This window comes from Clostridium magnum DSM 2767 (genome assembly GCF_001623875.1).
Lineage (GTDB): Bacteria > Bacillota > Clostridia > Clostridiales > Clostridiaceae > Clostridium_AM > Clostridium_AM magnum.
Window position 1 is genome coordinate 457,514 of the sequence record NZ_LWAE01000004.1, and the last position, 26,807, is coordinate 484,320.

General features: G+C 35.8%; 19 protein-coding genes, 3 rRNA genes and 2 pseudogenes. 3 read left to right on the forward strand and 21 right to left on the reverse strand.

Annotation, left to right across the window (positions count from 1 at the left end; genetic code table 11):
* Positions 1-10: 10 nt before the first annotated feature.
* From CLMAG_RS18835 to CLMAG_RS18865, 7 genes are all read right to left on the reverse strand, one after another.
* Positions 11-1,237: a sensor histidine kinase gene (locus tag CLMAG_RS18835; RefSeq protein WP_066626222.1), complete on the reverse strand. Its 1,227-nt coding sequence runs from the start codon at positions 1,235-1,237 to the stop codon at positions 11-13.
* A gap of 233 nt (positions 1,238-1,470) precedes the next feature.
* Positions 1,471-2,175 carry an MIP/aquaporin family protein gene (locus tag CLMAG_RS18840; RefSeq protein WP_066626225.1) on the reverse strand — a complete coding sequence of 235 codons (705 nt, stop codon included), beginning with the start codon at positions 2,173-2,175 and terminating at the stop codon, positions 1,471-1,473.
* 102 nt (positions 2,176-2,277) lie between these two features.
* Entirely contained in the window at positions 2,278-3,435 is a 1,158-nt protein-coding gene (dhaT, locus tag CLMAG_RS18845) for a 1,3-propanediol dehydrogenase (protein ID WP_066626228.1), read from the reverse strand.
* Positions 3,436-3,539: 104 nt separating this feature from the next.
* A complete protein-coding gene (locus CLMAG_RS18850) occupies positions 3,540-3,965 on the reverse strand; it encodes a GlcG/HbpS family heme-binding protein (RefSeq protein ID WP_066626230.1) in 426 nt (141 codons plus the stop codon).
* A 14-nt stretch (positions 3,966-3,979) separates the two neighbouring features.
* The gene (locus tag CLMAG_RS18855) at positions 3,980-4,495 is read right to left on the reverse strand and encodes a cob(I)yrinic acid a,c-diamide adenosyltransferase (protein WP_066626232.1); all 516 of its coding nucleotides are present in this window, start codon (positions 4,493-4,495) and stop codon (positions 3,980-3,982) included.
* A gap of 18 nt (positions 4,496-4,513) precedes the next feature.
* Entirely contained in the window at positions 4,514-4,864 is a 351-nt protein-coding gene (locus tag CLMAG_RS18860; RefSeq protein WP_066626234.1) for a glycerol dehydratase reactivase beta/small subunit family protein, read from the reverse strand.
* Positions 4,864-6,705, reverse strand: a complete 1,842-nt coding sequence (locus CLMAG_RS18865; RefSeq protein ID WP_066626236.1) for a diol dehydratase reactivase subunit alpha — start codon at positions 6,703-6,705, stop codon at positions 4,864-4,866. The genes CLMAG_RS18860 and CLMAG_RS18865 overlap by 1 nt, the downstream gene beginning before the upstream one ends.
* 451 nt (positions 6,706-7,156) lie before the next feature.
* On the opposite strand from CLMAG_RS18865, the gene CLMAG_RS18870 reads away from it, so the two are divergent.
* Positions 7,157-8,431: an IS110 family RNA-guided transposase gene (locus CLMAG_RS18870; RefSeq protein WP_066616512.1), complete on the forward strand. Its 1,275-nt coding sequence runs from the start codon at positions 7,157-7,159 to the stop codon at positions 8,429-8,431.
* Positions 8,432-8,565: 134 nt separating this feature from the next.
* Here CLMAG_RS18870 and CLMAG_RS18875 read toward each other — a convergent pair whose 3' ends face one another.
* The 6 genes from CLMAG_RS18875 to aroD all read right to left on the reverse strand — a co-directional run bounded on the left by CLMAG_RS18875 (position 8,566) and on the right by aroD (position 16,318).
* The gene (locus CLMAG_RS18875) at positions 8,566-8,988 is read right to left on the reverse strand and encodes a diol dehydratase small subunit (RefSeq protein WP_066626237.1); all 423 of its coding nucleotides are present in this window, start codon (positions 8,986-8,988) and stop codon (positions 8,566-8,568) included.
* A 21-nt stretch (positions 8,989-9,009) separates the two neighbouring features.
* Positions 9,010-9,585: a propanediol/glycerol family dehydratase medium subunit gene (locus CLMAG_RS18880; protein WP_066626239.1), complete on the reverse strand. Its 576-nt coding sequence runs from the start codon at positions 9,583-9,585 to the stop codon at positions 9,010-9,012.
* Between the two features lie 18 nt (positions 9,586-9,603).
* Entirely contained in the window at positions 9,604-11,268 is a 1,665-nt protein-coding gene (locus tag CLMAG_RS18885; RefSeq protein ID WP_066626241.1) for a propanediol/glycerol family dehydratase large subunit, read from the reverse strand.
* Positions 11,269-11,571: 303 nt separating this feature from the next.
* The gene (locus CLMAG_RS30970; protein WP_242873076.1) at positions 11,572-13,281 is read right to left on the reverse strand and encodes a PocR ligand-binding domain-containing protein; all 1,710 of its coding nucleotides are present in this window, start codon (positions 13,279-13,281) and stop codon (positions 11,572-11,574) included.
* 298 nt (positions 13,282-13,579) lie between these two features.
* Positions 13,580-15,238, reverse strand: coding sequence for a dihydroxy-acid dehydratase (ilvD, locus tag CLMAG_RS18895; protein WP_066626242.1), 1,659 nt, complete (start codon positions 15,236-15,238; stop codon positions 13,580-13,582).
* A 315-nt stretch (positions 15,239-15,553) separates the two neighbouring features.
* Positions 15,554-16,318, reverse strand: a complete 765-nt coding sequence (gene aroD / locus CLMAG_RS18900) for a type I 3-dehydroquinate dehydratase (protein ID WP_066626243.1) — start codon at positions 16,316-16,318, stop codon at positions 15,554-15,556.
* Positions 16,319-16,528: 210 nt separating this feature from the next.
* Here aroD and CLMAG_RS18905 point away from each other — a divergent pair, with 210 nt between their 5' ends.
* Together CLMAG_RS18905 and CLMAG_RS18910 are read left to right on the forward strand one after the other, a co-directional pair.
* Entirely contained in the window at positions 16,529-17,425 is an 897-nt protein-coding gene (locus tag CLMAG_RS18905) for a LysR family transcriptional regulator (protein WP_066626248.1), read from the forward strand.
* A 184-nt stretch (positions 17,426-17,609) separates the two neighbouring features.
* Positions 17,610-18,635 (forward strand): branched-chain amino acid aminotransferase, encoded by a 1,026-nt coding sequence (locus tag CLMAG_RS18910; RefSeq protein ID WP_066626250.1) that lies wholly within the window; start codon positions 17,610-17,612, stop codon positions 18,633-18,635.
* Positions 18,636-18,845: 210 nt separating this feature from the next.
* Here the strand turns inward: CLMAG_RS18910 and rrf are convergent.
* From rrf to CLMAG_RS34785, 8 genes and pseudogenes are all read right to left on the reverse strand, one after another.
* Positions 18,846-18,962: ribosomal RNA gene (gene rrf / locus CLMAG_RS18915) — 5S ribosomal RNA — on the reverse strand.
* 260 nt (positions 18,963-19,222) lie between these two features.
* Positions 19,223-22,126 (reverse strand): 23S ribosomal RNA (locus CLMAG_RS18920).
* Positions 22,127-22,471: 345 nt separating this feature from the next.
* Positions 22,472-23,980 (reverse strand): 16S ribosomal RNA (locus CLMAG_RS18925).
* The 16S, 23S and 5S rRNA genes sit together here, the layout of an rRNA operon.
* A 996-nt stretch (positions 23,981-24,976) precedes the next feature.
* Positions 24,977-25,853 (reverse strand): annotated as a pseudogene (locus tag CLMAG_RS18930) (SPL family radical SAM protein).
* 31 nt (positions 25,854-25,884) lie between these two features.
* Positions 25,885-26,085: a GyrI-like domain-containing protein gene (locus CLMAG_RS34430; RefSeq protein WP_153040998.1), complete on the reverse strand. Its 201-nt coding sequence runs from the start codon at positions 26,083-26,085 to the stop codon at positions 25,885-25,887.
* On the reverse strand, positions 26,070-26,267 hold the full coding sequence (locus tag CLMAG_RS34435) for an effector binding domain-containing protein (RefSeq protein ID WP_153040999.1): 198 nt from the start codon (positions 26,265-26,267) through the stop codon (positions 26,070-26,072). Before CLMAG_RS34435 ends, CLMAG_RS34430 begins: the two co-directional genes overlap by 16 nt.
* Positions 26,264-26,604, reverse strand: a pseudogene (locus CLMAG_RS35190) (zinc ribbon domain-containing protein). The gene CLMAG_RS34435 and the pseudogene CLMAG_RS35190 overlap by 4 nt, the downstream one beginning before the upstream one ends.
* 59 nt (positions 26,605-26,663) lie before the next feature.
* Positions 26,664-26,807 (reverse strand): WCX domain-containing protein (locus CLMAG_RS34785; RefSeq protein ID WP_479723211.1); only part of this gene is annotated, 144 nt, incomplete at its 5' end.

Consider the following 26,807-nt stretch of genomic DNA (forward strand, 5'->3'; position numbering starts at 1 on the left):
CCGTCCATAACTATTGTGGTAAACTAATTTTAACTTCTGTACCTTCATTTATCTTACTGTTTATGCTAATAGAATAGTTATTACCATAATAATGTGTCAGCCTTTGCTTAATATTACTAATTCCTATTCCACTTAAGGTGTTTCTAGTATATTCTTCTTCTTTTCCAGCATTTATTAATTCAAGCTTATCCTTTTCAATTCCTCTTCCATTGTCCGTTATACTTATTACTAAGAATTTTCCTGATTCATAAATACTTATTTTTATCATTCCTCCCTCTTCTTTTAACTCCAATCCATGTATTATAGAATTTTCTACAAAGGGTTGAATGATCATAAATGGAATTCTTACTTTTCTATATTCTTCTTTTATATCAATATAAAATTCTAACCTTGGTCCAAACCTTACTTTCTGCAGCTGTAGATAAGCAGTTACATAATTGATTGCTTCCTGTACCTCTACCATTTGATCTGCTTTCTTTAGAGTATATCTAAGTATTTCTGCTAAATTACATGTAACTTCCTGTGTCTTATATGCTTTTTCAATCAAAGCTAATGAAGATATACTATTTAATACATTAAATAAAAAATGAGGGTTGATTTGAGATTGCAAAGCCTTTAACTGTGCAGCTTTTAATTCCTTTTCGATCTCTACCTGTGCTCTTTTTGCCTCCATAAACTTAATATTTTTTTCATTAAGCTCCTGTTGTGCTATTTTTAAAACACCCTCATCTACAATGTAATTACTAATATGAAACATCATCTGAGCAATAGCTTGAATTTTACTAAAAGGAATTATAGGTAACTTCTTATACTCCTTCATAAGATCTTCACTTTGTTCTATATAATCCTTATTACTTTGAATAATGCTTTCTAACTCTATTAAATTGCTTTCCTCTGTTAAAATTTGCCCTGCCATTAATGCTCCCAAATATTGTCCCTGTACAATAATAGGAACTGCAAAATCTATTAACCCCGTATGGCATCTATATATATATGGTTTTCCTGTCCTTACTGCTTCTAATCCACCTCTTGAATCACATTTTTCACATAGTTCTGCAAGCTTACTATCTCTCCGTATAATACTACAAAAATCAGTACGCCTGCTGTGCTCAGTTACAGGTTTTCCTTTATAATCTGTTGTAATAATAGCTAATCCAGTTGCATCTGCAATATCATCCTGTATTTTTTGAAACATTTCAATGTTTATAATATCCTGTAAACGAAGTACATCACCCAATGAATTTCCCTCCAAATACTTTTTATTTAAGGTAAAATATTATTTTTATAATATTAATAATAAACGAAAAACTCAACAATTGCTATGTTAATAAATTAACACTTTATTCCTCTTTTATCTAATCTAAAAAGAACCTCCTTGTAGTTAATCATTTGTGAAAAATCTATACAAGTAGGTTCTATTCGTGAAAAATCCTTAAAACTAAATTTAATAATTGCTAGATATAATTAATATTAAAAAATTATATTATAGAATACTGCTGCCACTATTCCTCCGGTTATAGGAGCTATCACTGGAATCCATGCATATCCCCAGTCAGAATGTCCCTTTCCATGTATAGGCAAAATATAGTGTGCTACACGGGGGCCAAGGTCTCTAGCAGGATTAATTGCATAACCAGTTGTTCCTCCTAAAGTAATTCCAATTGCCCAAACAATAAGACCTACAACTATTGGAGCTAATCCATCAACCATATGTGTATTACCTATACCTAATATTGCAAAAACTAATATAAACGTACCAATAAATTCACAGATAAAATTTGAGAAGGTATCTCTAATTGCTGGTCCTGTACAAAATACACCAAGCTTTGCACCTTGATCTTCAGTCTCTTTAAAGTGTGGTCTATAGAATACCCAAACTATTACTGCACCTAAAAAACCACCTATAAATTGAGCTGTTAAGTAACTAGGTACACTAGCCCAAGAGAATTTTCCTATTGCAGCAAGACCAAGTGTTACTGCTGGATTAAAATGAGCTCCACTAGTAGTTCCAAATATAAAAACCGGTATAGTAACTCCTAAAGCCCATCCTGATGTAATAACAATCCACCCAGAATTTTGAGCCTTTGTTTTATTTAATACTACGTTAGCAACTACTCCATCCCCTAAAATTATAAGAATCATTGTTCCAAGCATTTCCGCTAAAAAGTTTGTCATAATTATTACTCCTCCAACCTCTAAGTAAACGTTTGAACAGGTTATTAATATAATACCCTTGATTTTCACACCAAGGGTATTAATAATAACATTTTGGTAAAACTAAAATGCAGCTTTAAATATTGAAACTATATCTTTTTCATTTCCTTTTCTTGGATTACTAAATGCATTACCATCCTTCAATGCCATCTTAGCCATGTATTCAAAATCTTCCTCTTTTACTCCCATTTCCTTTAGGCTTGCTGGAATTCCAACATCTTGTGAAAGTCTGAACATAGCATCTATAGCCTTTTCGGCTGCTTCCATAACTGATAATCCTGCTATATTTTCTCCCATGAATTCAGCTATATCAGCAAATTTTTGTGGATTTGATATTAGATTATATCTTTCTACATGTGGTAGAAGCATAGCATTAGCTACTCCGTGTGGCATATCATATAAACCACCTAATTGATGAGCCATAGCATGTACATATCCTAGGTTAGCATTATTAAATGCCATACCTGCTAATAATGAAGCATATGCCATATTTTCTCTAGCTACTAGATTTTCTCCTAAAGCAACTGCTTGTCTTAAATTTTGAGCTACTAGTTTAATTGCTTGTATTGCAGCTGCGTCTGTTACAGGATTAGCATCCTTTGAAACGTATGCTTCAACAGCATGGGTTAAGGCATCCATTCCTGTAGCTGCAGTTAAACCTGCTGGTTTCTTAACCATTAACGTTGGATCATTAAAGGACACTTGAGGTAGGTTTCTCCAACTTACTATAACAAACTTAACCTTTGTTTCTGTGTTAGTTATAACGCAGTGTCTTGTAACTTCACTTGCTGTTCCAGCTGTAGTATTTACTGCAACTATTGGAGGAAGTGCCTTTGTTAAAGTTTCAATTCCTGCATAGTCATAAAGGTCTCCTTCATGAGTAGCAGCGATACCTATCCCCTTACCGCAGTCGTGAGAACTTCCGCCTCCAACTGTAACTATCATATCGCAATCTTCGCTCTTAAATATTTCTAAACCTTCTCTTACATTTGTATCTTTTGGATTTGCTTCTACTCCATCATAATAAGCCACTTCTATTCCTGCTTCAATCAAATACTTAGCAGTTAGCGCAACTGCTCCATCTTCCATACTTCTTAAAAATTTATCAGTAACTATTAGAGCTTTTTTTCCTCCTAGTATCTTACATCTTTCACCAACTAGGCTTATACAACCTGCTCCCATAAAATTTACACTTGGCACTAAATAATCATACATTCTCATCTTAAATTTTCCTCCTAAAGTTTTTTATATTGTATAGATACTTAAATCTAAGGTTTCACTTATCTCTAGTATTTCTATATAGGATTCATTACTTGAGCCCCATACTACTTTTGAAATACTTCTACAGCTGCCTGTGCTATAGCCATGTCTTCCTCTACAGTTCCACCACTAACTCCAACTGCTCCGACCACTTGTCCATCTACTATTATTGGGAAGCCACCACCAAAAGGTACTATTCTACAGTTATTAGTTAACTGTAATCCATAAAGACTTTCTCCTGGCTGAATGTTTGGAGTTACTTCATGGGTTCCTATTTTTAATGCTGCTGAAGTAAATGCTTTATTCACAGCTATATCTATACTTGTTATAAAAGCGTCTTCCATCCTGTGCATAAGCATTAGGTTTGCGCCTGCATCTACTGCTGCAAATACCACTGGTACATTCATGCTAGTAGCTTTTTCTTCTACTGCTTTAGCCATTTCTTTTACTATTTCTAGACTTAATTGTTTTATTTCATTTAACTTTTTCATGATTTTTATCCCCCTTATTTTTCTTCTTCAAATCTTGCCATAGCATATAAAACATCTGACAGTCGATTTACGTATTTTCTAATCTCTTCTCTAACTTTATCTTCCCTGCTTAAAGTGATTATTACTCTCTCTGCTCTTCTTGTTACAGTTCTAGCTACATGCAGCATAGCCGAAGTCCTGTTCTTTCCTGGAGTCACAAAACCCTTAAAAGGACCCACTTTCTCCATATACTTATCTATAATTTTTTCTAAAGTATCTATATCCTTCTGGTCAACTAGCTCTTTTAGATATTTCAGTCCATTTTCGTCACTGGCAAGTTCTGCACCTAGTACAAATAGCTTATTCTGTATATCTACTATTTCAGCCTTAAGTTCTTCATTCTCCATAAAGGAATAAGCCACTCCCATATTAGAGATTACTTCGTCTATAGTTCCATAGGCTTCTACCTTTAAACTGTCTTTTTCAGCTCTACTGCCTCCAACTAAAGCAGTAGTCCCTTTATCCCCTGTCCTAGTATAGATACTACTCATATAACCACTCCCTAAAACTTATTTAAAAGCTATACCCTTAACTAATCTACCTGCATTTGCACCTAAATTTCTCAGGATCTCTTCTCCGGAATCCAAAGTGGTAACAAATAAGTTTTCTCCTTTTTTTAACTTATTAAAGGTCAGTGTTATTTTTCCACTTCCATGAATTCCTATACCTACAGCTAATCTTGAATCTTGGGCAGCCTTATAACTTAATTCAAAAGAATGTGATTCTTTATGCTCTCTAACCTCATAAGGAATCCCTTCTTCCTCTATGCCAAATAACACATGATTAAAAGTTGATATATCCTTTATTTCAGAAGAGTAATATATATATATACTAGGCTTTTCGTACTTATGATATTTCATTAGTTATCTTCCCCATTTCCATTAAAGGCTAATATAAGTCCTGTAGCTACAGCGTTTCTTGGTCCCTCTACTCCTCTTATATTACCTCTTCCCGCTACTACTCCATACTGAGCTAATGCATCTGTAACTAGTTGAGGTACTTCAAAGTCTAAGGAAGATCCTCCTACTAATACCACGAACTCTATATCTCTAATGTTTCCAGTGGGAGATACTATACTTAAAGCTCTTAGACAATTGGTAACAAATACTTTCTCTTTTGCTGATCTTCTTATGGTTTTTATTTTTTCCAAAGAGTTCTGTCCATCTATTGGAATCAACATTCCATCCTTTAATATAACTACCTTTGCAAATACAGAAGGCTCCAGTGGATTTTCAAAGAACTCTACAGTACCATCTTCATGTCTTATATGAAACAAACTTTCCACCTTCGCTAGAGGGTATTTCTTAATGTCTTCTGCTAAATTAAAATCTTCTAATCCTAATTCAGATTTAATAAGCATTGTTACCATATTTCCAGCACCAGCTAAATGTATAGAACATATCTGTCCTTGACTATTTATTATAGATGCATCAGTAGATCCTGCACCCATATCAAGTATTGCAAGAGGCGTGCTGCTTCCAGGGGTAGTTAGAGCTCCTCTTATAGCCATGTCCGCTTCTACTCCACCAACTTCTACTGCAACCTTTAACTTTTCTTGAAGCCTATCTGCAATCATTTGCATCTGAAGCTTATCAGCCTTAACCATAGCAGCTATTCCTACTGCGTTTTCCATGGAGAATTCTTCTGCCAAGCCGCCCTTTACTTTCTGAGGTATAAAGGTATCCACCGCTAAGAGGTCCTGAATCTTGATATCAGTTATTTTCTGATTTGTAAGCTTAGCCATTACTTGCCTTACTTTTTCAAGCATTCCACCTGCATTGGTACCAGCTTCACCTTTTATATCCTGTACAGGAACGCAAAGTTTAACTGCTTCCATTATTTTTTCGGCACCATCTTCCACATCTGCTGTTTCTTTACGCTTCAATCCATCTATATGAATTTTACCTGCTGGAATTCTTTTTTCCTGTACATCCCCTTTAGGTGTTTTTATAACTACTGCAGATCTATTTCCTATAAGTGCTCTGGATATAGGAACTATAAGCTTTGTCTCTTCTGAAGTTAATCCAAATACTGTAGCAATTCCATAGGGGTTGCACAAGGTCTCCACTACTCCTCCTTGATCTGCCACCTCTACTGCTGCTTTCATTCCTATTGGAACTTTTTCTAAAAGCATCACTTCGTCAACAATAGGTATCTTTTTGTCCAATCTATTGTTTATTAAAACTCCATCATCTCTTTGAACTACAGCTGCTGTTATATTTATTCCTCTTTTTACTGCTGCATTTATTCTTGCAGCAGCCTCTAGAAAACTCACTTTGCTCAGTATTAAAACTATAAATTGATTCTCTTCAGTTAAGCTTTTTATATCTAGTGAATCTAAATCTTCTATATATATAGTTTGTCCTATTCCAAGTCCTATTCCACCAGGAGTAGTAGGGTTATGCCCTATCATAGTAGACTCAGTTATTATAGTTTCAGTTATAGTTTCCATAGCTACGTCCCCTATAACTGGTGCAGCTTCATTTATTCGCACCAATTGTAGGTCTTCAAGTTCCATGGAAACCTTGTATAAAGCCCGCTTTAAGGAGGAAAAAACTCCTTGTATATTTTCTTCTGTACCCTTTATTCCTGTTGTTTGAACTATTCCGCTAGAAAGAAATTCTATCTTGTCATTATCTACTCTAGCTAATGCAACTTCCGTTGTAGCATTTCCTATATCAACACCTGCAATAATCCTCATATGTTTTCCTCCTCGTATAATAAGTTTATAGCAGTTATTTACTGCCTATAAACTTATTTATTTTTTATATTTTGTATAGATTAAGAAAGCATCTCAATTTTTCTAGTGGGGATTCTCCCAATTCAGTATTGCTGATTCTTATACTTTCCGATCTATACTGTTTTAACCTACTATTTATTAAAGGATTTTCTAATGCTAAAATAGTCATAACGGAACTTTAGCGAAGGTTACTGCTGTATTCCTCCTGCAAAACACATTGTGTTATTGCCTGTAAAGCTTGCAGCCTGACCAAAGTATCATATTCTGCTTACACAAATGTTGCATCTCCTTTCGCAGCCACCAGCAAGGTTTTGCGTCTGGATGAATGCTAATTACGCGAGGTTGCAGTTAGTACTTTGGATTAGGATAATCCTTTCTAATTTCCTCATTATTTTTGAAAGGTGGTGATTTCATGAAGAAATTAGATTACTTATCAACTCTATTTGTTGGTATCGATATTGGTGCGAGACAAAATGTTGTCTCTGCTATTAATTTTGAACAGGAATTCTTGATTAAGATGAAACCTGTTCCTAATACGCAATTTGGTGCAGAGCAACTTGAATCCATGCTTGTTAAGGTTTTAGAAAACAATACTTTTAAAGCTGTTATAATCGGCTTAGAATCTACTTCCTTTTATGGAGTACATATAGCCAATTTTTTATCTGCTAGTGAAAAACTTATGACTTACAAACCTTATGTTTACTGCTTGAATCCTAAGGAAGTTGCTAACTACAAAGAATCCTTTAATTCTCTTGATAAAAATGATGGCATTGACTCTTTTGTTATTGCTGACTTTGCAAGAGTTGGCAGAATTCATATTGAACCTTGGCGTGGTTCTCAATATCTTGCTCTGCAAAGACTTACAAGGCACAGACTTCATATTGTTGAATGCTTAACTAGAGAAAAAACTTACATGTTATCCAATGTATTTCTTAAGTTCAGCGAATTTGCATTATTACAGGGAGAAGATCATCCTTTTTCTAATAAATACGGTGCTACCGCATCTTCAATACTTACTGAATTTCTATCTTCCGAAGATATTGCAAATACATCAATTGAAGAACTTGTTGACTTCGTCAATAGAAAAAGTCGGAAAAGGATTTCTAATCCTCAGATGACTGCTGAAATTTTGCAGCAAGCTGCACGTAATTCATACCGTCTTGATAAATGTTTGTATGAGCCATTAACAACCTCTATTGCTTGTTCTTTCAACTGTATTCAGGCTTTTGATAAAGAACTTAAAGGTATTAACAAAGCCATTGAAAAAGCTGTTATGGGAATGAATCCTGTGGAATACAAAATATTAATGTCTATTCCTGGTTTTGGCCCTGTTTACTCCAGTGGCATTCTTGCTGAATTAGGAAGTGTGCATGCATTTCCTAGTAATGATGCTATTGCTAAATACGCTGGCATCGTGTGGAAAGAAAATCAATCTGGAGGTTTTAAAGCTGAAAATACACCTATGAACAAAGCTGGTAACCGTTATTTACGCTATTATCTCATAGAAGCTGCAGGAAGTGTTGTTTGCCATATTCCTGAATATCAAGAGTTCTATCAGAAGAAATTTGCTGAAGTAACTACACATCAGCACAAACGAGCACTCGCGCTAACATCTCGTAAACTTATTCGTATGATTTTTGGATTGCTGGCTAAAAATCAGCTCTACTCTTCAAATAGAGTAGATTAATCTATATAAATTATACGAACATACTTTCTCATTGGACTGTATGTTTATTAAGGTTACCCATTTTTAAAGAAATCATTTGATTTTCTTTTCATTTTGTTCTTGACATATTACCAAATTGCTTATTTAAAGCTTGCCTACTCTTGTGCTAACTTTTCTCTCTTCTCATAAATCTCTGCTGCTTCTCTTACAAAATCAGCATTCACTTTCGCCTTATACTTAGTTTCAAGTTCTTCTGCGATAGCTAAAAGCTCTTCTTTTGTAGAACGATAAGGTCTTAAAGCATTATATATTTCTAGTATTCTGTCATCTGGAACTGCTATAAGTTCTGAAGCCCTTCTAAAGTTTCTAGCCATAGCATCTCTATTCATTCCTTCAGCTATCTGAGCCTGCATTTCTAACGTCTCTGGTGATATTCTAACGTCTTCTGGTTTAATTTCTCCGCTTAATACCTTATCTAAAGTTACATCTTCTAATTTCTTTCCTGTTGGAGTTTTGATAAATTCTGGTCTTTTAGTAGCTAAAGGATAGTCTTGCGGATTCATCTTTCTTTGTTCCATAAAGTTTTTCTCCCTTCTAAATTAAAACTTAACTTCTGTTTCTATAGGTTTTGCTCCTACCTGTACATGCTTGGTTTCTTTTATATGAAGTAAAGCTGCTTTTGCCATAAATTTAGGTCTTGCCATTTGGTCATTCTTAGTTGGCACTGGTGTTGGTGATTCTCCCTTGGCATATTTTGCTGCATTTTTTCCTATTAATCTGAAAGTTTCAAGTGTTATTAGTGGTGCTTGTGGGAATAACTCTAGATTATTTAAAGGAAGTAAGTCTTTTTGATGTATAACTGTTGTTCCTTTTGACTGAATTCCTATACCTATTCCTGATCCACTTAATTTAGCTGCATCATTTGCTATAAATGAAACATCTGATGTTCTAATTATTCTAACTACACGAGCTTTTAAACCTTCCTCTTCTATACCTGCTATAAGTTCTCTTAATACATCACTGTGAGGAATATTAACTATAGTTTTATCTTGGAACTTATGAAAAGCTGGTGCAATTCCTATAACAACCTCATCTGCTTTTGTTCCAACTTTTGCTTCTCCTACTTCTGTAAGCTGAAGCTTGGGCATAACATATCCATTTGTTACATTATCCATAATTTTCACCTCTATCACTTATTGAATATCTTCTGGCTTTATTACATTTTGAATGTTTTTGATTTCTTCCCATCTCTCTTCACTGATTCTATAACCAGTTCCTGGTCCTTTATAGTCGTTTATATCATTAACTGCACTTATAACATCAAAATTCTTATCTAGTATAGCTGATGTTTGTAAATAGTCTCCAGTTATCCTTTGTTTAAGCATGTTCAATACATTGTTCGCTACATCATCAAACCCATTTTTGCTTAAGGCTTTAACTATATCTAGACCAGTAATTCTCTTCTTAAGCATCTCTTCTGCAGCTTTTAAATCTTCAACTACATTTCTTTCTGGCATATCTTTGCTGCCGTGAGCATAAGTTGCTGCCTCTACTTCTTCATCCGTTATAGTTGGGAAACCTAATTCCATAAACACAGCTTGTATTGCTTTTGCTGCCTTATTTCTTATTGCAATAGTCTCTTCTTCTGATACTGGTCTCAAACCACCATCTACCATTAGGTCTCTTTGAAGAACATTGTAGTCATCAAAATCCTCTGCATCAAAGTTTGAACCAGCAAACATATTGTCATAGTTTGGAACTGCACTATATCCTGAGAATATAAAATCTGTTCCTGGAAGCATCTGCATAAGTGTTCTTGCAGTTCTTCTTATATCTGAATGTGAGAACGTTTGATCATTTGCTGAAGCTACTTCTATGTCAAGCATAGTAGTTATCAAGTTTTCAGCAAGTACTGCTCTTATTCCTGATGGAACTGCACCGGTCATACCTATACAACTAACTGCACCATTTTGAAGTCCTTGGACTCCAGCACCTTTTGTTATATATATACATCTTGCTTCTAAGTAAAGCATGGACTTTCCTTCTGAATATCCCATCAAGGCTTCTGAACCTGTACCTGATGTGAATCTCATTTTAAGTCCTCTTGAAGCATATGCTGATGCTAAGAATGCTTTTGACCATGGAGTATCGTCTCCATCAGTAAATACTGATTCCGTTCCGTATACAGAAACAGTTTCTGCATAACTTGTAAGTCCTCTCATACCAAGATCAAGCTCTGTAGCTTCTTCCACTGAACATTGAGTTAAAACTCCTCCACGTCCTACTTGAGATCCTATAAGTATTGCTAATGCATTAAATGGTGCATATCTTACTATACCAACTGTAGTTTCTTGCTCTGAAAATCCTCTAATACCAGCTTCTGCTGCATCTGCTGCAATCTGCACTGGGTTGTCCTTTAAGTTTGTAACATGGCATTGATTTGATGGAGTTTTTCTAGCTCTCATTTTTTGAAGTGCCATCATCATTTCAACTACATTCATATGTGATACAACTTCTACTATCTTAGCTGGAGTTATTGCTGTTGTTATCTTTACAATTTCATCTCTTCCAACATTTATATCTACAAGCATTTGTGAAATTTTCAACGAATCTAAACTCATAGATTCTTCAGCATCCTTTAGATTTATTGCATAGTCAGCTATAAATCTATCTATTGTGTCAAAATCTTCTCTTTTTTTTCCATCAAGTTCTACTACTATTCCATTCGCAATTTTTATAGAAGGTTTAGGATCATTTGGGCTTCCCATTGCTATTAAACCCTCTTCTGGCCATTCACCTATAAGACCATCTTGGTTTACAGGACGTTGTGCTAAAACTTGAAATCGTTTTGATCTCATTATTATTCCTCCTCTTTATTACACTTTTGCTGTTTTCTATTTTTGATTTCTACTTTTTCTGAGTTGTTATTTTTTTATCTATGTTTTAATCATACAATAAATTTGTGAAAACATTATCAAAAAATCTTGGCATGTTTTTGTATATTCTTGTCTATTTTAAACTTTCTGAATTTTTCTGTTTGTATATTTTTGCTGTATTTACTTATAATTTTTTGCACTATTAGTTATATGAAATAGACAAAAAAAGACCTACACTACATAATTTATATGTAGTGTAGATCCATTATCTAGTGACTGAAGGCTTTAGCCTTTACTCTTTTTTGACTTTCTTCTGAATTCATTTGGAGTACATCCCTCTAGTTTATTAAATATGCTTCCAAAATAACTCAATTGACTATAGCCAACCAATTTACTTATCTCCGATATCTTCATATCCGTCTCTTCTAAATACTGCTTAGCTTTTTTTATTCTTAATTTATTTATATAGTCTTTTAAAGACATAGCATTTTTTTCATTAAATAGGGTACTTAGATAATTAGGGCTTATGAAAAATATTTCAGCAAGGTGACTTAATGTAAGATTCTGATGAAAGTTATTTTCTATATATAAATTTATTTTGTTTATAAGATCATATCTACCACTCAATAACATAGAATTTAGGATACTTATACTCTCTTGCGAAAACTCTATTATAGTTTCCTGTAAAATTGTATAATCAGTACAATTACTAATTCTATTTTTATACCTATATCTCATATCCAAAAACATTTTACTGTCCTTAGTCTCTTCGTAAACTAACCTACTTAAGGTTACTATAAGTTCTTCAAAAATTCCCTTTACTTCTTGAACAGAAAATCCTTTTTCTTTATAAACCTTGATAACTTCCTTAATAATCTTAATACATAAGGCATCATCAAGTTTTTTAATTGAATCCTTTAGCTTATTTTCATATTCAATAGGATATTCTACATGTTCTCTGTTTGAAATAATTTTATCTTTAAAATTATAACTTTTAAGACTTGAAGATACCTGAGCTTTTAATAGTTTCATATTTGCTTGCTTTAGCGCATCTTCTAAGTAAATTTTTTCTTGTGCATTTTTCAATATTTCATTATTCTTTTTACTTAGTTCCTTTTCCACTAAATTATTTTCAATTATCTGTGAAATAAGTTTAGAAACTATACCTAAGGATTCCCTCACAGCATAAAGCCTGCTTTTGGGAATAACCGGTATCTCATTATAAGCAGCTATTAATTCTTCAACATTTAAGTTCTGACCACCGAATTTTTCTGAAATAATTCTTTCCATATCTTCAGATCTATTTAGAAGAAAATATCCACACTTTATATATCCAAAAATTCGATTATTCACTAATATAGGAATCATTATAGTTATTATATTGCTACAACATGCAAATGCCTTATCTAATTCCTTGAGTCCACCTTCATACTTTCTATTTTTCTCTTGGCAAACATTCATTCTCTTGCATAAATCACAAAACTTATTTGTATTTATTGGCTCAGTGACATAGTTATTATCATTATCCACTATAATAACTGACAGTTGCAAAATTTCTGCTACTTCCCTTTGAATATTTTCCAATACTTCTTTTTCTAATACCTCTAATATATGTTTATCATTTGCTATAGATACATCTGGATGCACTTCCATTAACTTTGAAGGAGTATATGTTATTAAAAAAACTAAGTTATCCTTTCCAGTGTTTATTACTTCATGTTCTGAGTAGGGAGGTGAATGCATGAGCATACCTTCTTTTATATGTTTTTCCTCACCATTTACCATATGTATACCCTCACCACTAAGAACATATAGTATTTGCTCTTCTCCAAAATGAATATGGCTATATTGACTTTTTCCTGGAAAGAACTTTACGAGTCCTGCACTAAGTCTTTCTGTTAATAAATTAGTAGGCTCGTGGAGCCAAACTACCTCTCCCCATTCAAATTTCTGAACATCGTATTTACCATCATAATAATTTAAATCATTCCTCATATAATCACCGATCCTATAATATAAATGCATAGAAACATAACCCTATTATACAATAATGATATTTTATTTCAAACGAAAAACCTTGTTATAATCAAAATGACTATAACAAGGTTTCTAATATAAAGCCCCCTTCTGACTACTCTCAGAATGTCTGAATACCTATCCGATGACTACCCGCTCTAATACTCCCATCTTCTTCAAAGTGGGAGTAAAGAGCGGCTACGTCCCTGGATTCGTTCAACTAAGAATCAGATGGTGTTTGAAACCCCACCTGATTCAAGTTTTCACTTCATCACTATTACTTCAATACCGCCCCAGTATTTGCTGAAGTAACTAGTTTTGCATATCTTCCTAAATAACCTTTTGTTATTTTAGGTTCTGGTTTAACATACTTTTCTTTACGTCTAGCTAATTCTTCGTCGCTAACTTTTAATTCTAACTTTTTATTTGTTATGTCTACTGAAATTGTATCTCCCTCTTCAACAAGACCTATAAGTCCACCTTCCATAGCTTCTGGTGAAATATGCCCTATAGCTGCCCCTCTTGTTGCTCCTGAGAATCTTCCATCTGTTAAAAGTGCTACATCCTTATCTAACCCCATACCAGCTATAGCGGAAGTAGGTGATAACATTTCTCTCATTCCGGGGCCGCCTTTTGGTCCTTCATATCTTATAACTACTACATCACCCTTATTTATTTTTCCTCCGAATATTGCTTCTACAGCTTCATCCTCTGAATTAAATACTCTAGCTGGACCTTCATGCTTAAGCATTTCCTTAGCTACTGCAGACTCCTTTACAACGGCTCCATCTACAGCCAAGTTTCCTCTTAATATAGCAAGTCCACCTTTTTCACTGTATGGTGCTTCTACAGAATGAATTACATTGTTATCCTGTATAGATCTTTCTTTTATGTTTTCTCCTACAGTTTTTCCTGTTACTGTTAAAGCATTTTCATAAATAAGTCCTTTTTTAGATAGTTCATTCATCATTGCTGGAATTCCACCTGCAAGGTGTAAATCTTCCATGTGATATTTCCCGCTAGGACTTAATTTAGTTAAGCAAGGAGTTTTTGAACTTATTTCATCAAATAAGCTTAAGTCAAGCTCTATTCCAGCTTCATGTGCTATTGCTGGTAAATGCAATACAGTATTTGTTGATCCTGCCATAGCCATATCTACAGTTATAGCATTTTTAAATGCATCTAAAGTTAGTATATCTAATGGTTTTATATCATTTTTTAATAATTCCATAACTCTCATGCCAGCATATTTACCTAATTGTTTTCTTTCCCCTGAATGAGCTGCTGCTGTTCCATTATAAGGAAGACCCATACCTAGAACTTCAGTTAAACAATTCATACTATTTGCAGTAAATAAACCTGAGCAGGAACCACATCCTGGACAAGCTTTTTCAGCTATTTTTTCAAGTTCTTCTGCTGTAATTTTGCCGTCATTGTAAGTTCCAACACTTTCTATAACAGTAGTGAAATCTGCGTCACAACCATTATATTTACCAGCTTTCATTGGACCACCACTAACAACTACTGCTGGTATGTTAAGTCTTGCTGCTGCCATCATCATTCCTGGAACGATTTTATCACAGTTTGGAATTAAAACTAAAGCATCAAATCCATGTGCCATAGCCATAGTCTCTATAGAATCTGCTATAAGTTCTCTGCTTGCTAGGGAATATTTCATTCCAATGTGTCCCATAGCAATACCATCACATACTCCTATAGCTGGGAATTCCATTGGAGTTCCTCCTGCAAGTCTTACTCCTACTTTTGCAGCTTCTGCAATTTCATCTAAATGAAGATGTCCTGGTATTACTTCATTTTGTGCATTTACAATACCAATTAAAGGTCTTTCTATCTCTTCTTTTGTAAGACCCATACCATACATTAATGATCTTGCTGGTGCTCCTTTAGCCCCGCCTTTTACAACATTACTTTTCATAGCCTTTTCCCTCCTGTATTCCTTATATGCCCAGAATGATTATTAATCATTCTGTCTCCTGTATTCCTTATAATCGCATAAAGATTATCAATCTTTATATTCATTCTGTTACTTATAATTATAGAAAAATTGCAAGTTAAGTACTTTGATGGAAGTGTATATTCTATGCATTATATATCATAAGCTTCATTTCATTAATATCATTATAGTCTTTTTTAATATTAATAAGTTACGTAAAAATCATTATTTTCTAACTATAGTACTACTATTAAAATATTACGATTAATTATTAATAAATTAAGATTTGAATTATTTTTAAAGGTTAGTATGAAGTAATTGAATAGTTTTACGTAAATCTACTACAGAAATTTGTCCCGGTGCAGAAACTTTTTTAGCTGCACCAAAAGTTAATGCAGAGCCAAATATCTCACCTGATAGTCTGCTAATAACACCTTTTCCTGCCATAGACATTGTAATAATAGGACCCTTCGCATATTCTTCATTCATAATACGGGTTGCATCTAATAGTGTAATTACATCCGCAGCACAAGTTGGCATAACAGCAATTTTAGGAAGATCTCCACCTAATTCATCGGCCTTACGTAAACGTGATATTATCTCCTCTTTTGATGGTGTATTTTTAAAATCATGGTTTGAAATAATAACTGCTAATCCATTGATATGTGCCGCCTCAACTAAATCCTTAATATTTTCTTCCTCATTGAATAGCTCAATATCTATTACTTCAACCTGTTTTGTTTCTACAATTCTTTTATTTAATTCAAAGTAGAATTCTGTGCTAACTTCTTTTTGTCCGCCTTCTTTAGCACTACGAAATGTAAATATAATAGGTTTATCTGCTAGAATTGTTCTAATTGCTTTCAGAGCCTCCTTAACTTTATCTATGTCTTTAACATCTTCAAAGAAATCTACCCGCCATTCTACAACATCTAAATCAAGATTCTTTAAAAAATTAGCCTCCTCAACAAGTTGATCAATAGTTTCACCTACCATTGGCACACAAATCTTAGGTAGTCCCTCACCAATTTTAACATTTTTAATTGTAACTACTTTTTTCATTCATATCCATCCTTTCTAAATATATTTACGCTTAATTGAAATATTAATATATTTATAATAACAGAGATTACCAATATAATAAATCCATTAATTAAATCAATATTTTATTCTTTATTAATAGAAAACATTTATATGTTTTGATATAATAATTGATACATACTATAGACAAAATACAAATATTAGTTAATTTTCTGAAGGGGATGAGTAAAAATGAACTTAAAACATCTTGAATATTTTCGAGTACTAGCCAAGATGGAACATTACACACAGGCTGCTGAATATCTATCTATTACCCAACCTAGCTTAACATATGCTATTTCAGAACTAGAAAAAGAATTAGAAACATATTTATTCGAAAAACAAGGACGTAACATTCGCTTGACAAAATACGGTCAGTTTTTTCTTTCATATGTAGATAATGCTTTAAACGAACTTCAAAAAGGTGAAAAAAAATTACGTGAATTAGTAAGTCCATCTCACGGAAAAATTGACTTAGCATTCATTTACACACTTGGTCCCCATTTCGTACCAACCATGATTCAAAGCTTTTTTAGTAATGAAGCTAACAAGAACATATCTTTCTCCTTTAGCCAAGGAAATACTAAAAATATTGTTCAAGGACTTAAAGAAGAAAAATACGATTTAGCATTTTGCTCTTGGACGGAAGATGAGCCAGATATTGATTTCGTGCCGCTAGCGAAACAAGAACTAGTGCTTATTGTACCGCTGAACCATCCACTTGCAAAATACGATAAAATTGATTTAAAGGACACAGCACCTTATCCTTTTGTGTTCTTTAACAAAAAAAGTGGTATCCGACCTCTTATTGATAGTTTATTTACAAAGGTTGGAGTCACACCAAAAATTATATGTGAGGTTGAGGAGGATAGTGCAGTTGCTGGATTAGTATCTGTTAATTATGGTATTGCAGTTGTTCCTCGTATATGGATACTTCAACATTTTGATATTAAAATTTTGCCAATAGAAAGACCTGCTCATGAACGCTTTATCTATCTCGCTTCTATAAAAAATAGATACTTAAGCCCTGTAGTTCATTTATTCCGTGATTTTGCTCTTGATTATAGCAAAACACATTACTTTTTTTAAAAAGTATGCTGGTTACTTTGTTTTATTTTTGGTTTAAAATAAAATTAATTTTTGGAATATTTTTTGCATATTATTATGCGAAAAAAATTTTTTCAATGAATTTTTGGAAAATATTCATGAACCATTGATATGATGTTAAAATAAGATAAGAAATTTAAAACTATTATTTTATGGAGGATTTTTTATGAGTAAAAATGTAAATATTGATTGGGCAAACTTGGGATTTGATTATATAAAAACAGATTTACGTTATATCTCAAGATGGAAAGACGGAAAATGGGATGAAGGACAATTAGTTGAAGATAATATGCTTACTATCAGCGAAGCTTCAACAGCTCTTCATTATGGACAACAATGTTTTGAGGGTTTAAAAGCATATCGTACAAAAGAAGGCAAAATTCAGCTCTTTAGACCAGATAGAAATGCAAACCGTATGATTGATACTTGTAGACGTATCTTAATGCCAGAAGTTTCAGTAGAAAAATTTATAGATGCATGTATTCAAGTTGTTAAAGCAAATGAGCATTTTGTTCCACCATATGAAACTGGAGCTACTCTTTATCTTAGACCTTTTGTAATAGGTGTTGGTAGTAACATAGGTGTTAAACCAGCTCCAGAATATATTTTCTCTGTATTCTGCATACCTGTAGGCCCTTACTTTAAGGGTGGTATGGTTCCTGTAAACTTTAATATATCAGAATATGATAGAGCTGCTCCATATGGAACAGGTGCTGCAAAAGTTGGAGGTAACTATGCTGGAAGTCTTTATCCACATGAATTAGCAGCAAAAAAGGGATTTGCAGATTGTGTTTATCTTGACCCAGCTACACATACTAAAATAGAAGAAGTTGGTGCAGCTAACTTCTTTGGAATAACAAAGGATAACAAATTTGTTACTCCAAAATCTCCATCAATTCTTCCAAGTGTAACTAAATACTCACTATTACATATTGCAAAAGAGTACTTAAAAATGGAAGTAGAAGAAAGAGATGTTTTCATAGACAATTTAGATGAATTTAAAGAAGCTGGTGCTTGTGGAACTGCTGCAGTAATAACTCCAATTGGTGGTATTGAATATAAGGATAAATTGCATGTATTCCACAGTGAAACAGAAGTTGGTCCTGTTACTAAAGAGCTTTATAATACTCTATATGGAATTCAACGTGGAGATGTAGAAGCTCCAGAAGGATGGATTGTAGAAGTTAAATAATTTTCAACATGAGTTAAGAAGAACACTGAGCATCAAACTCAGTGTTCTTTACTATCCACTAAACAACAATCTAATCTTATATATAAAAGCCTCCGTGTAGTACCATCAACACTGTAAAGCTTAACCGCTCTGTTAGGAATATATATGTTATTTACTACTTACATAAATAAAAAAACACTAAGTATTTAAACTTAGTGTTTTTTGTTATTTACCTGGCGACGACTTACTCTCCCACACAGTCTCCCGTGCAGTACCATCAGCACTGTAAAGCTTAACCTTCGTGTTCGGAATGGAAACGGGTGTTACCTTTACGTCATAATCACCAGATTTATTTAGTTGAGAGTTAAGAATTAATAGTTAAGAGTTATGGTTGTTTTTTCTCCTAGCGTCGAAAAAACGTTAATTATATTAACTAATAACTTTATACACAATAAATTATTAACTCTATGAGAATATTATTCTCTGAAAATTGCACAGTGCTAAGTATCGCTTTTATTATAGAGTTCAATTAATTAAATTTCAAATTTTCACGCTAGTGAAAATCATCATTAACTCTTAATTCTCAACTCTACACTCTTAACTATTCTTTGGTCAAGCCCTCGACCTATTAGTATTAGTCAGCTGAACATGTTACCATGCTTACACCTCTAACCTATCAACCTTGTGTTCTTCAAGGGGTCTTACTAGCTTATGCTATGGGAAATCTTATCTTGAGGTGGGCTTCACGCTTAGATGCTTTCAGCGTTTATCCCGTCCTGACATAGCTACCCAGCTGTGCTCCTGGCGGAACAACTGGTGCACCAGAGGTCAGTCCATCCCGGTCCTCTCGTACTAAGGACAGCTCCTCTCAAATTTCCTACGCCCGCGACGGATAGGGACCGAACTGTCTCACGACGTTCTGAACCCAGCTCGCGTGCCGCTTTAATGGGCGAACAGCCCAACCCTTGGGACCTACTTCAGCCCCAGGATGCGACGAGCCGACATCGAGGTGCCAAACCTCCCCGTCGATGTGGACTCTTGGGGGAGATCAGCCTGTTATCCCCGAGGTAGCTTTTATCCGTTGAGCGATGGCCCTCCCACGAGGAACCACCGGATCACTAAGCCCGACTTTCGTCCCTGCTCCACTTGTTTGTGTCGCAGTCAGGCTCCCTTCTGCCTTTGCACTCTTCGAACGATTTCCAACCGTTCTGAGGGAACCTTTGGGCGCCTCCGTTACTTTTTTGGAGGCGACCGCCCCAGTCAAACTGCCCACCTAACAATGTCCCGTGACCAGTTTCATGGCCACCGGTTAGAATCCCAGTACTGTCAGGGTGGTATCCCAAGGTTGACTCCACAAAGGCTAACGCCCTTGCTTCTCAGTCTCCCACCTATCCTGTACAGACAATACCGAAATTCAATGCTAAGCTACAGTAAAGCTCTACGGGGTCTTTCCGTCCAATCGCGGGTAGCGAGCATCTTCACTCGCAATACAATTTCGCCGGATTTGTTGTCGAGACAGTGCCCAAATCATTACGCCATTCGTGCGGGTCGGAACTTACCCGACAAGGAATTTCGCTACCTTAGGACCGTTATAGTTACGGCCGCCGTTTACTGGGGCTTAAGTTCATACCTTCGCTTGCGCTAAGTATTCCCCTTAACCTTCCAGCACCGGGCAGGCGTCAGCCCCTATACTTCAGCTTTCGCTTTAGCAGAGACCTGTGTTTTTGCTAAACAGTTGCTTGGGCCTATTCTCTGCGACCTACTTGCGTAGGCACCCCTTCTCCCGAAGTTACGGGGTCAATTTGCCGAGTTCCTTGACAACAATTCTTCCGCTGGTCTTAGGATTCTCTCCTCACCTACCTGTGTCGGTTTGCGGTACGGGCGCCAACATCCTCCATAGAGACTTTTCTTGGCAGCGTGGAATCAGATACTTCGCCCATAAGGGCTCCCCATCACACCTCAACATTGACTAAACGGATTTGCCTGTCTAGTCTGCCTAGATGCTTAGACGCACATCCAATAGTGCGCACATCTTATCCTCCTGCGTCATCCCATTTGTAATAACGTCAGTTGGCGGTATCGGAATATCAACCGATTGTCCATCACCTACGCCTTTCGACCTCGGCTTAGGTCCCGACTAACCCTGAGCGGACGAGCCTTCCTCAGGAAACCTTAGGTTTTCGACCAATAAGATTCTCACTTATTTCTCGCTACTTATGCCAGCATACTCACTCCTGTACAGTCCACCGCTCCTTTCGGTACGACTTCAATCCATACAGGAAGCTCCTCTACCACTGATACTTACGTATCAATCCATAGCTTCGGTGGTAAGTTTTAGCCCCGAACATCTTCGGCGCAGGATCTCTCGACTAGTGAGCTATTACGCACTCTTTAAATGAGTGGCTGCTTCTAAGCCAACATCCTAGTTGTCTTAGAAATCCCACATCCTTTTCCACTTAACTTACACTTTGGGACCTTAGCTGATGGTCTGGGCTGTTTCCCTTTTGACCACGGATCTTATCATTCGTAGTCTGACTGCTTTGATTCAAGTATATGGCATTCGGAGTTTGATAGGGTTCAGTAACTGTTGTCAGCCCCTAGCCCATTCAGTGCTCTACCTCCATTACTCATTCAAAACGCTAGCCCTAAAGCTATTTCGAGGAGAACCAGCTATCTCCGGGTTCGATTGGAATTTCTCCGCTATCCACAGCTCATCCCATGGTTTTTCAACACCAACGTGGTTCGGTCCTCCACGGAATTTTACTTCCGCTTCAACCTGTCCATGGATAGGTCACCCGGTTTCGGGTCTACGACATGCAACTTCTCGCCCTATTCAGACTCGGTTTCCCTTCGGCTCCATACCTTAAGTATTTAACCTTGCTACACATCGTAACTCGCTGGCTCGTTCTACAAAAAGCACGCCGTCGCACATAAAAGTGCTTCGACTGATTGTGGACACACGGTTTCAGGTTCTATTTCACTCCCCTTCCGGGGTTCTTTTCACCTTTCCCTCACGGTACTGCTTCACTATCGGTCACCAGTTAGTATTTAGCCTTGGGAGGTGGTCCTCCCTGCTTCCCACAAGGTTTCACGTGTCTCGTGGTACTCTGGATTAGACCTGACTGCTTTTTCTTTTCACTTACAGGGCTTTTACCTTCTACGGCGGAGCCTTCCAGCTCTCTTCAGTTAAAAAATTGCAGTATTTATGGTCTATCCGCAACCCCAGGAACAAGTTCCTGGTTTGGGCTCTTTCCCTTTCGCTCGCCGCTACTTAGAAAATCGATTTTTCTTTCTCTTCCTCCGGGTACTTAGATGTTTCAGTTCCCCGGGTATACCTCTATAAACCTATGAATTCAGTTTATAGTACATTACGTTAGTAATGTGGGTTGCCCCATTCGGAAATCTCTGGATCACTGGCTATTTGCGCCTACCCAAAGCTTATCGCAGCTTATCGCGTCCTTCTTCGGCTTCTGGTGCCAAGGCATTCACCATGCGCCCTTTGTAGCTTGACCTATACCGAAAATTGCTATTAACTTCGCACTTCTTCGTCAAGTCTTTCGTTGCGGTGCTCATTTACCAGTCAGTAAATTCCGCTCCTCATTCAAGCCTTTCCTCGAATTGCTCGTTACTATCAATTTTCTAGTTTTAGTTCATAAAAATCTACAAAGGTTTTAAATATACTTTCGTATAAGTAATTTACCTTTAGCTTTACTTTTATTTTTGTTAAACAATTGCGTTGTTTAACTATTCACTGTGCAATTTTCAAAGAACAATTTGAAGAATTTAATAATCCTTCAAAATTAAACAGAGGCTAAACCAGTCTTTCAGACAGCATTACCTGTCTGTATTATCCTTAGAAAGGAGGTGATCCAGCCGCAGGTTCTCCTACGGCTACCTTGTTACGACTTCACCCCAATCACTAACCCCACCTTCGGCCGCTGGCTCCTTTACAGGTTACCTCACGGACTTCGGGTGTTGCCAGCTCTCATGGTGTGACGGGCGGTGTGTACAAGGCCCGGGAACGTATTCACCGCGACATTCTGATTCGCGATTACTAGCAACTCCGGCTTCATGTAGGCGAGTTGCAGCCTACAATCCGAACTGAGATAGGTTTTTGAGTTTGGCTCCACCTCGCGGTCTTGCATCTCTCTGTACCTACCATTGTAGCACGTGTGTAGCCCTGGACATAAGGGGCATGATGATTTGACGTCATCCCCACCTTCCTCCCGGTTAACCCGGGCAGTCTCACTAGAGTGCTCAACTTAATGGTAGCAACTAATAATAGGGGTTGCGCTCGTTGCAGGACTTAACCTAACATCTCACGACACGAGCTGACGACAACCATGCACCACCTGTCTCCCTGCCCCGAAGGGCTTCATGCATCTCTGCACTATTCAGGGGATGTCAAGTCCAGGTAAGGTTCTTCGCGTTGCTTCGAATTAAACCACATGCTCCGCTGCTTGTGCGGGCCCCCGTCAATTCCTTTGAGTTTTAATCTTGCGATCGTACTTCCCAGGCGGAGTACTTATTGTGTTAACTGCGGCACAGAAGGTTGGACCCTCCTACACCTAGTACTCATCGTTTACGGCGTGGACTACCAGGGTATCTAATCCTGTTTGCTACCCACGCTTTCATGCCTCAGCGTCAGTTACGGTCCAGAGAATCGCCTTCGCCACTGGTGTTCTTCCTAATCTCTACGCATTTCACCGCTACACTAGGAATTCCATTCTCCTCTCCCGCACTCTAGATATCCAGTTTGAAATGCAGCACCCAAGTTAAGCTCGGGTATTTCACATCTCACTTAAATATCCGCCTACGCATCCTTTACGCCCAGTAAATCCGGACAACGCTCGCCACCTACGTATTACCGCGGCTGCTGGCACGTAGTTAGCCGTGGCTTCCTCCTTTGGTACCGTCATTATCGTCCCAAAAGACAGAGCTTTACAACCCGAAGGCCTTCATCACTCACGCGGCGTTGCTGCATCAGGCTTTCGCCCATTGTGCAATATTCCCCACTGCTGCCTCCCGTAGGAGTCTGGACCGTGTCTCAGTTCCAATGTGGCCGATCACCCTCTCAGGTCGGCTACGCATCGTCGCCTTGGTGAGCCTTTACCTCACCAACTAGCTAATGCGCCGCGGGTCCATCTCAAAGCGGATTACTCCTTTAATTAGTCCTCATGCGAAAAACTAATGTTATGCGGTATTAATCTCCCTTTCGGGAGGCTATCCCCCTCTTTGAGGCAGGTTACCCACGTGTTACTCACCCGTCCGCCGCTAATCCACCCCGAAGGGCTTCATCGCTCGACTTGCATGTGTTAGGCACGCCGCCAGCGTTCGTCCTGAGCCAGGATCAAACTCTCAATTTAAAAGTTTGAATGCTCATTACTGTTTTTACTCACTACTATATTATAGTAGTTAAAGAATTGCTGGTTTAGTTTATTTAATAAAAGTCATTTTGACTTTCAACCTCTGTTTAATTTTCAAGGATCATGTCGACTCATCTCGACAGCTTATTTAGTTTATCATGTTTATTTTATCTTGTCAAGAACATTTAAAACATTTTTATTTTCTGTCGTTCTCAACAACTTTAACATAATATCATGAACATTTACTGAATGTCAACACTTTTTAGGTTGCTACTCTTTGTTCATTTATTTGCTGCTCATCAAGCAACGAATGTTATTCTATCACCTTTAGTACTATTTAAATTTAGAGTCACATCATACACATTAAATTATATAGTTTATTCTTAGTTTTTTCTTCAATATCTATGTATTTAACATATAGACACACCAGATTCAGTTTTCTTATATTTACCAATTGTTCATCATCTTTTTAGGTAATACCTTTTTATATAAATAAACAACTTCATAATTTAGCTGAATGATTGAGTTTACTAAATTATAGTTAAGGTATATGTCAAACCTTGAAGTTAGAAATCTATATAATTTTCATTAATACCCATAAATAGATCTGACTTATACTAGATATAACTATAGTGATACCGGGGCTAAGATAAGATTTGCTTATGGGCATCTATAGGGTTTGTAACTTGAACTTTAACTTATACGTAGAGATATGTTATCAAAACTAAAGGCACATTTAAAAACTTTTTTATCAGTCTTAGCGAAGTATTTTATAAAATCTTAGAATATTCGATTGTCTGAGCAAAGCGAGTTTATCGAATATTCTTAGATTTTATGAAATACAAGCTTTAGACTGATTAAAAGTTTTTAACCGTGCTGAAGTTTGGTAGCATATTCCGTAGTATAAGTTAAAGTTCCACCTAGAAACCCTATATAAAAAAATAGTAGCCTAACTTTACGATTGAAGTGTTACTATTCTTTACTTACTTATTATATTTATTTCAAAAAACTCAGCTGTATGTCAGATATTTTCTTTTCATAGGAAGGCATCTTTGTAGAAATTCCATATTTCTCACAAGTCTCATTAAATATATTTTTGAGTTTATTCACATTATTAGCATTACATCCATAAAAGCTTCCAAATTTTTTTTCATATTTATTTCTCACTCCAGGAAAAAGTTCATCTAACTTTGAATAATAATAAGCCTTTTGCCTATCCCTTAATGTCATTCCAAAGTAAGGATAAATGAATTTTGCACCATACTCATTTGCTTTTTTTATAATTTCAATTATATTTTTTTCACTATCTTCAATAAATGGTAATATAGGCATCATAGTTATTCCTACATTTATTCCTACAGCAGATAAAATTCCTATAGCCTTGAATCTATCTGAAGATATTGGAGCCGCTGGCTCTATTTTTTCTGCGAGTAAATCATCTGCAGTAGTTATTGTAACTGCAACAGAGGCATATACATTATTTATTTCCTCAAGTATATCTATATCTCTTAAAATAAGATTACTTTTGGTAGTTATATGGACAGGATACCTATTGTCAGCAATTACTTGAAGTGACTTCTGAGTCAATTTATACTGTTTTTCTAAAGGTATATATGGATCGCTCATAGCACCAGTGCCAATTGTCCCTCTTACTCTCTTTCGCGAGAGTTCTTTTTTTTAACAACTCAACTGCATTTACTTTTACAATAATATCTTCAAATTTATCGATTTGATAGCATTCGCTCCTTGAATCACAATATATGCACCCATGCTGACATCCTCTATAAATGTTCATACCATATTTTACACCAAACCATGAACTTGGATTTTTACATGTTATTAAAATACTTTTTGCATTTACTTCACTTATCATTAAACTCAATCCTTATTAAATAAATTAATTTCTACTTAATGGACACATATATATCAACTTCAGCATTCTCAGTGTCATTATACCTTTCGTCATATAGTTCAAAGTCACCTTTATATGTTCTACTAATTCCTGAATTCCATATATGCGCCCAGGCTTCCCCAATTTTCTGTGGCATTTTCCCTTTTGCTGTTACAACATAATATTTTGAAGCTGGAATTACTTTACTAACCATTCCCTCTGGTATAACTCAATACTACTAACTTGAAAACCAACTATAAAGGAATATGATCCTTTTTCATTATTTTCATAATCAGTATATATTCCTAATATTGAATTAGCTTCAACTTTATTAGGTATTTTATCACCAAGCTTTTGGGATTTAAATTGTTGCCATAGTTCAAGAATTTCCTTCATACATTTCCCGTCTTCATTAGTTGTTCGTATTTCTTTCCTACTATCAACATCTCGCTTTTTTCTAATATCCTTACTGGCATATCTTCTTTTTTCCACCTTTTCAACTGTGGAAGGCAGCTACTCATTAAAGCTCTTGCTTCCTGTTCCTTCATGCCTTTATTCTTCATAAAAGGTACACATACATCTATCATCTGTTCCATTGTTAATTCAGGCTTTTAAAAGCTCCATTTTCATAACAGTATATACAATATTCTTGATTCTTTTCATTATTAGCTTCAGTGCCATAAAACTCCTCATTCATTGGCATTCCACAGCTTTGACAATAATTTTCTTCCATTACTCATTTCCCCTTTTTCGTATATTATACTTGTATTATATATTAGGGGTTTGACACCATTACGTCATGTTTGAATAAATGTTATAAAATTTTTCCGATTTATCTTTTATAATTTTTCTTATTCTATAAGGTTCAATAACTTCAACATATTCTCCATAACTTAAGATCATTGAATAAACCCATTCATCCTCAAAAAAGTCACT